Source organism: Pseudoalteromonas sp. T1lg122 (assembly GCF_002964825.1).
In the GTDB taxonomy this organism is placed as follows: domain Bacteria; phylum Pseudomonadota; class Gammaproteobacteria; order Enterobacterales; family Alteromonadaceae; genus Pseudoalteromonas; species Pseudoalteromonas gelatinilytica.
In genome coordinates this window covers 482,514-494,220 of the sequence record NZ_PQCG01000034.1, presented here as the reverse complement: position 1 = coordinate 494,220, position 11,707 = coordinate 482,514, and the positions used below count along the sequence as shown (strand labels likewise).

Below are 11,707 nucleotides of genomic sequence, written 5' to 3'. Positions count from 1 at the left end.
TAAAGGAATTAATGCATGGCGGGTTACTTTTCTATTTTCTTAGTGTTGCTAACGCTAGGCTCAGGATTAATTTGGTTAATCGACCACTTTATGTTTGCGCCAAAACGTCAGCAGCGCATTGCCCTTGCTCAAAATGCAGCAGGTGGTGAATTAGACGAAGAAACCGCAGCATTAATTGCGCCTGAGCCAAGTATCACTGAAACGGCTAAGTCAATTTTTCCGATGATTGCAGCGATTACGATTTTTCGCTCTTTCATTTTTGAACCGTTTCAAATTCCATCTGGCTCAATGATGCCAACCCTATTAGTGGGTGACTTCATTTTGGTACAGAAGTACACATACGGCATCAAAGACCCAATTTGGCGCAGCCAGTTAGTTGATGTAAGTGAACCTGAGCGTGGTGATATTGTGGTATTTAAATACCCATTAGACGAGCGTGTTGATTACATTAAACGTACGATTGGTTTACCGGGCGATAAAATTGTTTATCGCAATAAGCACCTTTATATTCAGCCAAAATGTGCAGAAGGTGTGACGCAGCAAGGTGATTTGCTGTGTAATGAATACAACAAAATTGATATGGAAATCCTCAATAGTGACGAGTTCAAGCAGGGTTCGATGAATTTAGTGCGCTTAGAAGAAAACCTAAGCACAGTGAATCATAATATTTTGATTAACCCGCAAGCTCCTGAAATGAAAGGCCGTTATTATCAACAACCGGGTACACGCTCAGACGAGTGGGTTGTTCCTGCCGATCATTATTTCATGATGGGTGATAACCGTGATAATAGCCAAGACAGTCGCTTTTGGGGCTTTGTACCAAAAGAAAACTTGGTAGGTAAAGCCGTCTTTATATGGATGAGTTTTGAATTTGAAAATGGCCCAGATGACTTTTTACCAGGCTGGGTTCCAACTGGTGTTCGTTTTGAACGCCTAGGTAATATTCAGTAACGATGAAAAAAAACGTAACAGAGTTATACAACAAAATAGGTTATACATTTACTGATCAAGCTTTGCTTGAGCAGGCAATGACGCACCGCAGTCATAAAGGCCAACATAATGAGCGCTTAGAGTTTCTGGGCGATTCAATTTTGAGCTTTGTGATTGCGAATGCGCTTTATACTAAATTTCCAAAAGCACGCGAAGGTGATTTAAGCCGCATGCGTTCGACCCTAGTGCGAGGTCAAACCTTGGCTGAATTTGGCCTTGAGTTTGGCTTAGGCGATTACTTACGCTTAGGTCCGGGCGAGCTTAAAAGCGGCGGATTTCGCCGTGAATCAACTCTTGCTGATGCCGTAGAGGCGATTATTGGTGCGGTGTTCTTAGACTCAAACATTGAACAATGTGGTGAGTTAATTTTAAGTTGGTACGAGTCGCGTCTTGACGCAATTTCACCGGGCTTAAATCAAAAAGATCCGAAAACATTACTTCAAGAATACTTACAAGCGCGCAAATTATCGTTACCTGGCTACACTGTAATTGATACAAAAGGCCAAGCGCACAATCAAACATTCACGGTTGAATGTATTGTTGAAGGGATGGATAGCATTATCTCAGTAGGTAGCTCACGTCGTAAAGCTGAGCAAAAAGCCGCTGAAAAAGCCTTAAAGATACTTAAAAATGAATCTTGATGATTTAATTAGCAAAGAACCTGCTGAGCTAGATACGCACTGTGGGATGGTTGCCATTGTTGGCCGCCCAAATGTAGGTAAATCAACCTTACTTAACTATATTGTTGAGCAAAAGGTGTCTATTACTTCTCGTAAGCCACAAACCACGCGTCACCGTATTATGGGTATTCATACCGAAGGTAAATACCAGGCTGTTTATGTGGATACACCAGGCTTACACGTAGAAGAAAAACGCGCAATTAACCGTTTAATGAACCGTGCTGCATCAAGCTCAATTGGCGATGTAGAACTGATCATCTTTGTGGTTGAAGGCACACACTGGAACGAAGACGATGAGATGGTACTTAACAAAGTACGTCAAAGTGGTCGCCCAGTGTTATTAGTTATGAATAAAATTGACCAAGTGAAAGACCGCGATTTAGTGCTTCCGCACATGCATTTCTTGGGCAATAAGTTTGATTTTGTTGGTATTATTCCTGTTTCTGCGAAGCAAGGTAAAAATATTGAATTAATCAAACAAGAAGTAACCAAACGTCTGCCGCTTTGTGAGTTTTACTTCCCTGAAGATTACGTTACGGACCGCTCAATGCGTTTTATGGCGGCAGAAGTGATCCGTGAAAAGCTGATGCGCTTTATGGGCGATGAGTTACCGTACTCAGTGACCGTTGAGATCGAGCAGTTTAAATGGCAAGAAAACGGCGTTTGGCAAATCAATGGTTTGATCCTAGTTGAGCGTGAAACGCAAAAGCGTATGGTGATCGGCAATAAAGGCGAAAAGCTTAAAGTGATTGGCCGTGAAGCCCGTAAAGATCTTGAAGGCATGCTTGATAACAAAGTGTTTTTAGAACTTTGGGTAAAAGTGAAATCAGGTTGGGCCGATGATGAGCGTGCACTACGTAGCCTTGGCTATGGTGAAGACTAAGTAAAGTCCTACACGCCATGGATAGCGAATTCTACACAGCATACTTGCTGCACCGACGTCCATTTAGTGACTCGCAAGTCATGCTTGATATGCTGGTAGAAGGCGTAGGTCAGCTAAGAATGCTGGCTCGCATTAGTGGCCGCCAGGCCACTAAACATAAAGCACAATTACAACCTTTCCAATCACTGCTTGTACAATACAGCGGTAAGTCTGATTTAAAATACATCAATCGTTTTGAGCCCCATGGCGGGCAAACAATGTTAAAAGGCACCGAGCTCTATTCGGCTTCTATATGAACGAATTAACCAATCGTATCGTACCTATCAATGAGCCGATGGAAAGCGTTTATCATTTGTATAAACAGCATCTTGACGAGTTATCAACCACTAAAAACCTACAAGCAGTGCTGCGTTCTTACGAGTTTCAACTTTTAGAGATGCTGGGTTATGGCGTTGATTTTAGCGTTGATGCCGAAGGGGATGAAATAAACGATGCAGCAAATTACCAGTACTTTGCTGAATACGGTTTTTTACTGCATGACGACCCTCATAGTGGTTTTTCAGGAAAGCAATTAAATGCCATAGCGGCTCATGACTTTAGCGCCCCTGATGTGTTATATATGGCAAAGCAATTAAGTCGATACCTACTCAAGCCTTTACTTGGCAAAAAGCCATTAAAAAGCCGTGAGTTATTTATTAAGTAGGCTGATGAACAGCCTTGAATCGTTGTTTTAAACAGGTAAAAAAATGAAAGATATTCTTCTTGGTGTAAACGTTGATCACATTGCCACTTTACGCCAAGCGCGTGGCACGAGTTACCCAGATCCTGCGCATGCTGCAGCTGTTGCAGAGCATGCTGGTGCAGATGGTATCACCATTCATTTGCGTGAAGACCGTCGTCACATTCAAGACCGCGACGTATATGTGATGGCAAAAACGATTCAAACACGTATGAATCTTGAGATTGCAGTCACCGATGAAATGATCGACATCGCCCTTGAAGTGAAACCTGCTTATGTTTGTTTAGTGCCTGAAAAGCGTGAAGAGCTAACCACTGAGGGTGGCCTTGATGTTGTGGGTAATTTTGAAAAAGTAAAAGCAGCTACAGAAAAGCTAACAGCAGCAGGAATTAAGGTTTCGTTATTCATTGATGCTGACAACGCGCAACTTGACGCTGCAAAAGCATGTAATGCTCCTTACGTTGAAATTCACACCGGTGCTTATGCCGATGCTGAAAATGACGAAGAGCTTCACACTGAGCTTGAGCGCATTCGTAGCGGCGTACAATATGCTGATAGCCTAGGTTTAATCGTAAATGCAGGTCATGGTCTTCATTATCACAATGTAAAACCCATTGCGGCAATGCCAGAAATTTATGAATTAAACATTGGTCATGCAATTATTGCCCGTGCAGCGATTGATGGTTTAGAAAAAGCAGTCAGCGATATGAAACGTTTAATGATTGAAGCAAGACTTTAAGCTGACGCCTTTAATAAGAATCAGCAAGCTTTGAATACTGAGCGCGGTGGATATGATATCCACCGCGTTTTTTATTTATTCAGGTAAACAATAAATTCTGAGAGGTAGGATGATAACAGTGGCGATAGGCAGAGTAGGGTCACTATGTAATGATGTTTTTTCTTAAAACTTTTCAAAACACCATCATCTACGGCCGACAATTCACCTTTTTTAACTGAATGAAACACAATTGAGTTAGGTTTTACTCCCATTAAACGGGCTTTATTCTCGTATGCTTGCCACTGTTCAGTGTAATTGATCTTTACGTAATCGTTTACCATTCCACCAAGCTTTTTATAACTGAGAATGAACCAAAAGAACGATAATGATGTAAAAATCAAAAATAAAATAAAAAACATTAATCTTCCTTGATATTCATGCTAACTTTTATCGTTGTTGCTCAACCATTCCCGCATCACTCAACAAATTATTCAGCTCATCAATTAGCTCAAATAATTCAGGTTCAATGTAATTTAAAGCGCAATCGCTTTTTAATGCTGTTTCGAGGGTCTCTGCGAGGGATTTAAGTTTGGGGACGCCGGTGTAACAACATGCGCCATGGAACTTGTGGACTATGCTAAGTACATGTTCACAGTCTTCTTTTTCTATAGCTTCATTGAGTAGGCGTAAGGTCTCAGGCACGCTGAGTAATAGCATGTTGAGCATTTCAAGCGCTAGCTCTTCTTTACCGCCAGCGCGTTGAAGTGCCAATTGCCAATCGAGGCGGGCGCTTTCAAATGGGGGCTCTGAAGCTACTGTGGCAGTTTTGCTGCGTTCGCGATTAATCGGCGATTGCGGGCTATGATCGCTGATTATTTGTTTTAGCATATCTTCATCAATAGGCTTAGTTAAGTAGCCTTTAAAGCCATCTTTAAGCAGTTGCTCTTTTTCACCTGCTAAGGCGTGAGCGGTTACCGCAATGATAGGCGTATCTTCATTAAGAGATGACTCACGTATGAGTTTGCATGCTGTAATACCATCCATAATTGGCATTTGGATGTCCATGAAAATCAGGTCATATTTGTGGCTTTTACTTAAGCTGTAAGCTTGTGAGCCGTTGTGTGCGGTATCAATTAGCTCAATTTGTTCTTCAAGCAAGGTACAAATAAGTTTTAGGTTGGCATCGTTATCGTCAACAACCAGTACTTTTAGTGGTAATAACTTTTCATCACCTTGCTCAATATTATGCACCGGGTGATCAAGGCGGTAAGGCGCAGCAAGTACCTCACATAATTTACGGTGGTTAAGCGGTTTGCTCAAGCAAGCATCTGCACCACTACCAACAAAGGCTTCACGCATATTATGCGAAACGGTATTGAGCATAATGTATAAATAATCAGTGACAGGGCGCACTGCTTTTACATAACTCTTCAGTTGCTGCATATCGTCGATTGTGGCGGTATGGCCAATAATACAAATATCGTAGCTGAAGTCTTTGTTGATCTCATTTAAGAAGCTTTCTTCATCCATGCAGGCGGTAACGCGAGTTTGCCATTCATGCAGTAGCGATAACGTTGCTTGATGGGTATGCTCATGAGGCTCAAGATACAGAATACGTTTATTGATCAGTGATTGGGTCGGTAAGTCACTGGTAATTGAGTTACTTGGCGTTCTGAATACGGCATTAAACGTAAAGCAGGTACCATTACCAGGTGCTGAGTTTAGAGTAATGCGGCCATTCATCGCTTCAACAATATGTTTAGTGATGATTAAACCAAGGCCTGTACCACCAAATTTACGGGTGATACTCGAGTCTGCTTGGCCAAATGGAGTAAATAGCGCATCTTGTTTATCCATTGGGATACCCACACCGGTGTCGGTCACAGACACCAAAATAGAGGCGCGCTCTTCATCCAGTAAACGGTAGCCAACATCAACCTTGATAGAGCCTTTTTCAGTAAACTTAATGGCATTACTTAACAGGTTGATCAAAATTTGTTTAAAGCGTGTCGGATCGCCAGTGAGGTTATCGGGCACTTGCGGGTGGATAAATATAGAGAGTTCAAGTTGCTTTTCGTGAGCACTTGGCGCCAGTAAGGTTAGCACTTCGTTTATATTATCACGGAGCTGAAACTGCATTGATTCTAGTTCCATGGCACCGGCTTCTAATTTCGAAAAGTCGAGAATATCACTGATAATCGTCATTAAGCTGTTAGCCGAAAGCTCGATGGTATCGAGATAATCTTTTTGATGCTTATTGAGCGGAGTCTTATAAAGCTGGCGTGTAAAACCAATTACACCATTTAACGGTGTACGTAATTCGTGACTCATTTTAGCTAAGAAGTCAGATTTAACTCGGTTCGCATCTTGCGCGTCTTTTTTAGCAATACTTAACTGAATATTTTGGGTTTCGTATTGTTCGAGTGTTTCGCGATAATCTGAGGTTGCTTGGTCAATGTGTTTTTGCATCTCATCACGTTGCATGACCATGGTTTCAGAAATGGTGTTTAAGCCTGCGCGTAGTAATTCAAACTCACCAAACATTTTTTGGTCAAGCCCCGTATCGACTTTACCTTCAATAAGCTTGTCGGTAGCTAGTACTAACTTATTAAGTGGCTGAATAAACATACGAGTCAATCTAAATGCTAGTACGGTCGCAAGTATTAGCGCCAGTAAAATTACCACGCCACTGACCAGTAAGGCTCGTTGCTGGCCAATAATGGCTTGTTGTTTATTGAGCATGATCACCACAGTACCTAGTGATGCTTGATAGCTGTGATGATTCCAAATCATGTCTTGGCGGCTATGATTAATTATCGCAGTAGAGAATGTTAGATAGTGCTCAGAATTTTGTACTTGAATGCCATCCATGCTGTTTGCATTGCTTTTGACAATTTCTTTGAATTCACTTTGGTATTTACTAAAAATCACCAACTCATTGTTTTCATCGAAAATAGCAATGGATTGGATAGCAGGGGAGTGTTTGTTATGTGTATGACTCACTAAGCGAGTTAATAAGGCTTTATCACGCTTTATTAAAGGCTGCTCAACGGCAATCGCGAGGGGCTCAATGATAGTTACACCCTGCTGATATAAAATTTCATCGAGCTCAATGTAACGATTTATTGTAAAATAACCGCCCAGCAACAAGCCTATGATCACAGTCGGTATAAGTGTAAGGGTTAAGACTGAGTCACGTAAGCCAAATTTAGTCATAAAGAATGTTGTTATCATTATTATCGTTGTTTAAGAGTATATACTTACTCCCGCTTTATCAATAATTAAGGTGTTGCCCGATGGCACAGATTTTCAAAGCCAAAAAAAAATCCGTTTCGCAAAAAATGCTAACCCTCAATGTCACAGCTATGGACCACCAAGGACGAGGCGTTGCTAAGCAAGGAAATAAAGTCTGTTTTGTTAATGGTGCTTTACCGGGTGAAGAAGTAAAAGCCTTGTTGATTGAAGATAAAGCGCGCTTTGCCAGTGCAGATTGTAAAAAAGTGCTATCAGCCTCAGCGCATAGGGTTACTCCTTTTTGCCAGCATTATCAAGTGTGTGGTGGCTGTCAGTTACAACACCTTGATGCAAAGCAGCAACTCGTTGAGAAGCAAGCAGCGGTGAGTCAGCTATTTAGTAAATTTGCTAAAGCCGATGACTTAAATTGGCAAGCACCTTTGCTCAGTGATGAGCATCATTATCGTCGCTCTGCGCGTATTGCTGTAATGCACGACAAAGCCGCCAAAAAAATGCGAGTGGGGTATCGAGCTCAAGGCTCTAAGCAACTGGTTAGCATTGAGAACTGTGATGTACTTACTGGCACTTTTAGAGATGTTTTTACGGTCTTTGATGTTCTTATCAACAGCCATTCAGGCCTGAGTAGTATTAGCCACTTACAATTATGCGAAGCTGATAATGCAGCCTTTGTGGTCATTAGGCACACGAAAGCTATTAATCAAGAGTTAAAAGCCATTGTCGTCGCGGCCTGTAATGAATATAGCTGGCGTGTTGTTTGGCAATCACAAAGCGGTGAAATTGATCACAGTGACCACCCTATGCCGTACTACCAGATACCAGGTTATGATTTACGCTTTGAATTTGGCCTTGAAAACTTTATTCAGGTTAACCCGCAAGTGAATCAAGCCATGTTGCATCAAGCAAAACAATGGTTAGATTTACAAGGTCATGAGCAGGTACTGGATTTATTCTGTGGTATTGGTAACTTTTCATTATTGATTGCAAAGTATGCTAATTATGTTATTGGTGTTGAAGGGGTCGATTCTGCGGTTGCATTAGCAAAACAAAATGCGCAAACTAACTCATTGTCGAATACCGATTTTTATTGCTTTGATCTAACACAATCAATGCAATCAGCTGCTTGGTTTAGTGCCAAACTTGATGTGTTAGTGCTTGATCCATCACGTACTGGCGCAATGGCCATTTTAGAGCAGCTACCACTTACTCAGTTTAAAACGATTTTATACGTCTCTTGTGATCCTGTTACTTTAGCCCGTGACAGTGCAATTATTCTACAAGCAGGCTTTAGCATTGAAAAAATTGGGCTTATGAATATGTTCCCACATACCGGGCATATTGAAACGATGGCGTTATTTCACAGGAGGTAAAGCGCACATGGTAGCCACTAGACAGTCACATCAGCTAACAAAGCCGAGTGATTTTGCCAGCCGTATCGAGCTGTTAGCGCTAACAGAAGACAAACATACCTTATTAGAGCAGGCTCACCAATTGTGCCTGCATTGCGATGATGCAAAACGTGAAAACACAGCCATTGAAATGGTGGAGATTTTAGCTGAGCTTAATTTAGATGCAGACTCGCTTGCGACAGCATTTTTAACGCCTTATTTTTTAGCTGAAAAAATCTCGATTGAGACAGTCACCGACAAGTTGGGCAATCACGTTGCATTATTACTAACAGGCGTAAGCCAAATGGCCACCATTAGTACCTTAGCCCATCAAGGCAAAGGTACAGTGCAAATCGATAATATCCGCCGTATGTTACTAGCCATGGTTGAAGATGTGCGCGCCGTGGTGATCAAACTGGCAGAACAGGTCTGCCACTTACGTGATGTGAAAGACGCCAGTGAAGAAGAGCGCGTTATTGCCGCTAAAGAAACTCGCGATATTTTTGCACCCCTTGCTAACCGATTAGGCATTGGTCAGCTTAAATGGGAGCTTGAAGATCTTTCGTTCCGTTATCTGCACCCAGAGACTTATAAAAACATCGCCAAACAGCTGGATGATAAGCGCCTTGCTCGTGAAGCTTACATGGAAAACATGGTTGCTTTAGTCAAAGCACGCTTGGCTGAAGCAGGTATTGAAGGTGAGGTATATGGGCGACCAAAGCATATCTACAGCATTTACAAAAAAATGGCGCAGAAGAACTACGAGTTCGATCAGCTTTTCGATATTCGCGCTATGCGCATTGTGGTAGAGCGCCTACAAGATTGTTATGCGGCGTTAGGTATTGTGCATACCAATTGGCGTCATTTAAATAAAGAATTTGATGATTACATAGCAACACCAAAGCAAAACGGTTATCAGTCGATTCATACCGTGGTATTTGGCCCTGAAGGTAAAACTGTCGAAATCCAAATTCGTACGAGCGACATGCATCAAGATGCAGAGCTGGGCGTTGCTGCGCACTGGATGTATAAAGAAGGTGCACTACCAGGGCGTGGTTCAGGCTATGAGCAAAAAATTAGTTGGTTACGTAAGTTACTGCAATGGCAAGAAGAGGTTGTTGATGGTAGTGACTTAGCTGAAGAGCTCAAAAACCAAGTTGTTGAAGACCGTGTTTATGTGTTCACGCCAAAAGGCGATATTTATGATTTGCCACTGGGCGCGACACCGCTTGATTTTGCTTATTACATTCACTCAAATGTAGGGCACCGCTGTATTGGCGCAAAAGTGTTTGGCAAAATTGTGCCTTTCACTTACCAATTAAGTACTGGTGATCAGGTTGAAATTCTAACTCAAAAGCAGCCTAACCCAAGCCGTGATTGGTTAAACCCATCGCTTGGTTATATTAAATCATCACGAGCACGCTCTAAAATCCATCATTGGTTTAAGCAGCTTGATCGGGATAAAAACTTAAGTGCTGGTAAAGAAATTCTTGAAACTGAGCTCCAAAAGTTAGATTTAACAACCAAAGATCTGGCGCCTGCAATCGAGCGCTTTAATTTACGCGGCCTTGAAGATTTGATGGTGGCAGTAGGCGCAGGTGATGTTCGCTTAAATCAGTTATTAAACTTTATTAGTGATCGTGATGATGACGAACCGCAAATTAAGTTTAAAAAGCCAAAAAGTGTCTCTGGTGATAAGAACGGCATTGTTGTTGATGGGGTAGGTAGCTTAATGAGCCATGTTGCGAAGTGCTGCCGACCGGTGCCTGGCGATGAAATCATTGGCTATATCACCCAAGGGCGTGGTATTGCCGTTCACCGTGAAGATTGCGATTCGTTTGAAAAGCTTAAGAATAATCATCCTGAGAGGGTGATATCGGTAAGTTGGTCAGATGATATCAATGGCTCTTACTCATTAACGATAAAAGTAGAAGCAACGGATCGTTCAGGGCTTATTCGAGATATCAGCTCAGTACTTGCCAATGAAAAAGTGAATGTGCTGAACATGAACGTTAACACGGTTGAAGATAAACAGCTTGCTCTGTTTTCAATGCAGGTAGAAGTGCATGACTTATCAAGTACCAACCGCTTATTGTCGAAGCTTCACCAAATAGAAGGTGTTCATGAAGCAAAGCGTGGTCATTCGTAATGGCAGATAAACACGCTATTGAGCAATCGCTTGCAATTATGGCCAAACTGCGGGACCCAGACTCTGGGTGCCCGTGGGATTTAAAGCAAGATTTTAAATCCATTGTGCCGCACACCCTTGAAGAGGCTTACGAAGTAGCAGACTGCGTTGAAAAAGGTGAACTTACAGAGCTTAAAAGTGAGCTTGGTGATTTACTGTTTCAAGTTATTTTTTATGCTCAACTTGCTAAAGAGCAGGGCTTATTTGATTTTGCCGATGTGGCCAATACGCTTAATGAAAAACTAGTCCGTCGTCATCCCCACGTCTTTGCAGAGCAAAGTGAACTGTCGGATGCAGAGCTTTCAGCGCAGTGGCAAGCTATAAAAGCACAAGAGCGAGCAGAAAAATCAGCCTCGCCACAAATGAGCCTGTGGCAAGACATTCCCGATGCAATGCCAGGTCTTTCAAAAGCGAAGAAGATTCAACAGCGCGTAGCAAGCCTTGGTTTTGATTGGCCAAGTTATCATGGTGCACTTGATAAAGTTGCTGAAGAAGTCGACGAAGTAAAAGAAGCGCTGGCTCATGATCCATACTCAGAGCACAGTGCAGAAGAGCTTGGCGATTTACTGTTTGCAACGGTAAATGTAGCCCGTCATATTAAGCGCGATCCAGAGCAATTATTACGAAGTGCCAATGCTAAGTTCGCGTCACGCTTCGAAAAAGTGGCTGCTTACCTAGATGAACGTGGCCAAAGTTTAGAAACGGCTAGCCTCGAAGAAATGGACAACGCATGGGAAGCCATTAAAAAGCAGGCAAACTAAGTCAGTAATGATACAGCTTGGGTACAGTGTAACCGAGCTCGTTTTTTGTGCACTTATTTGCTAATTTTATCTGGATTGATAGCAGCCCCTTTGCTATAATATCGCCCC

The 11,707-nt window shown here is 42.2% G+C and carries 9 protein-coding genes and 1 pseudogene; 8 read left to right on the top strand and 2 right to left on the bottom strand.

All coding sequences use genetic code 11. The features are described from left to right. Positions 1 to 15: 15 nt before the first annotated feature. The 5 genes and pseudogenes from lepB to pdxJ all read left to right on the top strand — a co-directional run bounded on the left by lepB (position 16) and on the right by pdxJ (position 4,031). Positions 16 to 951: a signal peptidase I gene (gene lepB / locus C2M33_RS20475; RefSeq protein ID WP_105175274.1), complete on the top strand. Its 936-nt coding sequence runs from the start codon at positions 16 to 18 to the stop codon at positions 949 to 951. Between the two features lie 2 nt (positions 952 to 953). Further along, entirely contained in the window at positions 954 to 1,631 is a 678-nt protein-coding gene (gene rnc / locus C2M33_RS20470) for a ribonuclease III (protein ID WP_054554337.1), read from the top strand. Then, on the top strand, positions 1,621 to 2,553 hold the full coding sequence (gene era / locus C2M33_RS20465) for a GTPase Era (RefSeq protein ID WP_063706456.1): 933 nt from the start codon (positions 1,621 to 1,623) through the stop codon (positions 2,551 to 2,553). The genes rnc and era overlap by 11 nt, the downstream gene beginning before the upstream one ends. Before the next feature lie 17 nt (positions 2,554 to 2,570). Beyond that, positions 2,571 to 3,256, top strand: a pseudogene (gene recO / locus C2M33_RS20460) (DNA repair protein RecO). 43 nt (positions 3,257 to 3,299) lie between these two features. Further along, entirely contained in the window at positions 3,300 to 4,031 is a 732-nt protein-coding gene (pdxJ, locus tag C2M33_RS20455) for a pyridoxine 5'-phosphate synthase (RefSeq protein WP_054554340.1), read from the top strand. Positions 4,032 to 4,102: 71 nt separating this feature from the next. Here the strand turns inward: pdxJ and C2M33_RS21400 are convergent, their stop codons facing one another. Both C2M33_RS21400 and barA read right to left on the bottom strand, forming a co-directional pair. Continuing rightward, the gene (locus C2M33_RS21400; protein WP_105175273.1) at positions 4,103 to 4,429 is read right to left on the bottom strand and encodes a hypothetical protein; all 327 of its coding nucleotides are present in this window, start codon (positions 4,427 to 4,429) and stop codon (positions 4,103 to 4,105) included. A gap of 28 nt (positions 4,430 to 4,457) precedes the next feature. Beyond that, positions 4,458 to 7,226 carry a two-component sensor histidine kinase BarA gene (gene barA / locus C2M33_RS20445; RefSeq protein WP_105175272.1) on the bottom strand — a complete coding sequence of 923 codons (2,769 nt, stop codon included), beginning with the start codon at positions 7,224 to 7,226 and terminating at the stop codon, positions 4,458 to 4,460. Between the two features lie 80 nt (positions 7,227 to 7,306). Here barA and rlmD point away from each other — a divergent pair, with 80 nt between their 5' ends. From rlmD to mazG, 3 genes are read left to right on the top strand one after another with little or no spacing between them, the layout of a single operon-like run. Next, on the top strand, positions 7,307 to 8,632 hold the full coding sequence (gene rlmD / locus C2M33_RS20440; protein WP_063706464.1) for a 23S rRNA (uracil(1939)-C(5))-methyltransferase RlmD: 1,326 nt from the start codon (positions 7,307 to 7,309) through the stop codon (positions 8,630 to 8,632). Between the two features lie 7 nt (positions 8,633 to 8,639). Next, the gene (gene relA / locus C2M33_RS20435; RefSeq protein WP_063706466.1) at positions 8,640 to 10,799 is read left to right on the top strand and encodes a GTP diphosphokinase; all 2,160 of its coding nucleotides are present in this window, start codon (positions 8,640 to 8,642) and stop codon (positions 10,797 to 10,799) included. Beyond that, entirely contained in the window at positions 10,799 to 11,599 is an 801-nt protein-coding gene (gene mazG, locus C2M33_RS20430; RefSeq protein WP_105175271.1) for a nucleoside triphosphate pyrophosphohydrolase, read from the top strand. The genes relA and mazG overlap by 1 nt, the downstream gene beginning before the upstream one ends. The last annotated feature ends 108 nt before the right edge of the window (positions 11,600 to 11,707 follow it).

What these genes read in the sequence shown, in the direction of transcription:
- barA (WP_105175272.1), bottom strand. Translation starts at nt 7,226, where the DNA reads ATGACTAAATTTGGCTTACGTGACTCAGTCTTAACCCTTACACTTATA.
- pdxJ (WP_054554340.1), top strand. Translation starts at nt 3,300, where the DNA reads ATGAAAGATATTCTTCTTGGTGTAAACGTTGATCACATTGCCACTTTA.
- lepB (WP_105175274.1), top strand. Translation starts at nt 16, where the DNA reads ATGGCGGGTTACTTTTCTATTTTCTTAGTGTTGCTAACGCTAGGCTCA.
- rlmD (WP_063706464.1), top strand. Translation starts at nt 7,307, where the DNA reads ATGGCACAGATTTTCAAAGCCAAAAAAAAATCCGTTTCGCAAAAAATG.
- era (WP_063706456.1), top strand. Translation starts at nt 1,621, where the DNA reads ATGAATCTTGATGATTTAATTAGCAAAGAACCTGCTGAGCTAGATACG.
- rnc (WP_054554337.1), top strand. Translation starts at nt 954, where the DNA reads ATGAAAAAAAACGTAACAGAGTTATACAACAAAATAGGTTATACATTT.
- mazG (WP_105175271.1), top strand. Translation starts at nt 10,799, where the DNA reads ATGGCAGATAAACACGCTATTGAGCAATCGCTTGCAATTATGGCCAAA.
- C2M33_RS21400 (WP_105175273.1), bottom strand. Translation starts at nt 4,429, where the DNA reads ATGTTTTTTATTTTATTTTTGATTTTTACATCATTATCGTTCTTTTGG.
- relA (WP_063706466.1), top strand. Translation starts at nt 8,640, where the DNA reads ATGGTAGCCACTAGACAGTCACATCAGCTAACAAAGCCGAGTGATTTT.